General features: G+C 45.3%; 1 protein-coding gene. It reads right to left on the reverse strand.

The annotated features are described in order from the left end of the window. Position 1: 1 nt before the first annotated feature. Positions 2 to 1,159, reverse strand: a 1,158-nt coding sequence (tuf, locus tag EO112_RS08240) for an elongation factor Tu (RefSeq protein WP_062401214.1), incomplete at its 5' end; no start/stop codon positions are given.

Raw genomic sequence — 1,159 nt, forward strand, 5'->3', positions numbered from 1 at the left:
ATTATGCTTCGATAGCTGTAACAACACCAGCGCCTACTGTATGGCCACCTTCGCGAATCGCGAAACGTAAACCTTCTTCAATAGCGATTGGAGTGATAAGCTCGATGTTCATAGTGATGTTATCACCAGGCATACACATTTCTGTACCTTCTGGTAAGCTGATAACGCCAGTTACGTCAGTTGTACGGAAGTAGAATTGTGGACGGTAGTTGGAGAAGAATGGAGTATGACGGCCACCTTCTTCTTTTGTCAACACGTATACTTCTGCTTTGAATTTAGTGTGAGGTTTGATGGAACCTGGTTTAGCCAATACTTGACCACGTTCGATGTCTTTACGGTCGATACCGCGAAGAAGTGCCCCTACGTTGTCACCTGCTACTGCAGATTCCAAAAGTTTACGGAACATTTCAAGACCTGTAACTGTAGTGCTGGATGGTTCTTCTTGAAGACCAACGATTTCTACTACGTCACCTACGTTGATTTGACCACGTTCTACACGGCCAGTTGCTACTGTACCACGACCAGTGATTGTGAACACGTCCTCTACAGGCATCAAGAATGTTTTGTCTGTGTCACGTTCTGGAGTTGGGATGTATTCGTCAACGCGAGCCATCAATTCGTTGATTGCTTCTACGTATGTAGCGTCGCCTTCTAATGCTTTCAATGCAGAACCTGCCACAACTGGGATGTCATCGCCAGGGAATTCGTAGCTGGAAAGCAATTCACGGATTTCCATTTCTACTAATTCTAACAATTCTTCATCATCAACCATGTCTTTTTTGTTCATGAATACAACGATAGCTGGTACACCAACTTGGCGAGCTAACAAGATGTGCTCACGAGTTTGTGGCATAGGGCCGTCAGCTGCAGATACAACTAGGATAGCGCCGTCCATTTGAGCGGCACCAGTGATCATGTTTTTAACATAGTCAGCATGGCCTGGGCAGTCAACGTGTGCATAGTGACGAGTGTCTGTTTCGTACTCTACGTGTGCAGTGTTGATTGTGATACCGCGTTCACGTTCTTCTGGAGCTTTGTCGATCATGCTGTAGTCTTGGAAGTCAGCTTGACCTTTTTCAGCAAGAACTTTAGTGATTGCTGCTGTTAAAGTAGTTTTACCATGGTCAACGTGACCGATAGTACCAATGTTAACGTGTGG

The sequence above is a fragment of the Veillonella sp. VA141 genome (assembly GCF_003992175.1).
Lineage (GTDB): Bacteria > Bacillota > Negativicutes > Veillonellales > Veillonellaceae > F0422.